Origin of the sequence: Devosia soli (assembly GCF_000970455.1) — a bacterium.
Lineage (GTDB): Bacteria > Pseudomonadota > Alphaproteobacteria > Rhizobiales > Devosiaceae > Devosia > Devosia soli.
Genome location: NZ_LAJG01000016.1, coordinates 1 through 490, shown reverse-complemented (window position 1 = coordinate 490; position 490 = coordinate 1). Strand labels below are relative to the sequence as shown.

The following is a 490-nucleotide window of genomic DNA, read 5'->3' as shown; positions in this document are numbered from 1 at the left end:
TGTTAACAGGCATGGATTGTTTGGCCGGAGGTAAGCGAAAGCCGATGTTGCGGCCATAGGCCATGCCATTGCGCCACCACGCTCTGGCAATCGGCGATGCCGGTCGGGTCAACGACGCTGGCGTCGCCCTCCTGTATCCCTTCCGTAACGATGACCCGGTAGGCGGGCCAGTCGGAAAAAGTCACCTGCCGGTTTGTGGCCTTGCCGTTTTCGAGGACAAGCACATGGCTCTCCGCGCCATCGTTAACGATGGCGCGGAGAGCCATGTGCTTGTCCTCGAAAACGGCAAGGCCACAAACCGGCAGGTGACTTTTTCCGACTGGCCCGCCTACCGGGTCATCGTTACGGAAGGGATACAGGAGGGCGACGCCAGCGTCGTTGACCCGACCGGCATCGCCGATTGCCAGAGCGTGGTGGCGCAATGGCATGGCCTATGGCCGCAACATCGGCTTTCGCTTACCTCCGGCCAAACAATCCATGCCTGTTAACA

The 490-nt window shown here is 60.4% G+C and carries 2 protein-coding genes; one reads left to right on the top strand and one right to left on the bottom strand.

What is annotated here, in order from left to right; all coding sequences use genetic code 11:
• Nucleotides 1-2: 2 nt before the first annotated feature.
• Nucleotides 3-266 (bottom strand): permuted SH3 domain-containing protein, encoded by a 264-nt coding sequence (locus tag VW35_RS22360; RefSeq protein ID WP_046142730.1) that lies wholly within the window; start codon nucleotides 264-266, stop codon nucleotides 3-5.
• Between VW35_RS22360 and VW35_RS22355 the strand changes: the two genes are divergently transcribed.
• Nucleotides 225-488: a permuted SH3 domain-containing protein gene (locus VW35_RS22355; protein WP_046142730.1), complete on the top strand. Its 264-nt coding sequence runs from the start codon at nucleotides 225-227 to the stop codon at nucleotides 486-488. The two genes, VW35_RS22360 and VW35_RS22355, sit on opposite strands and share 42 nt — an antisense overlap.
• The last annotated feature ends 2 nt before the right edge of the window (nucleotides 489-490 follow it).

Coding starts and splice junctions, on each gene's coding strand:
- VW35_RS22355 (WP_046142730.1), top strand. CDS start 225: ATGGCTCTCCGCGCCATCGTTAACGATGGCGCGGAGAGCCATGTGCTT.
- VW35_RS22360 (WP_046142730.1), bottom strand. CDS start 266: ATGGCTCTCCGCGCCATCGTTAACGATGGCGCGGAGAGCCATGTGCTT.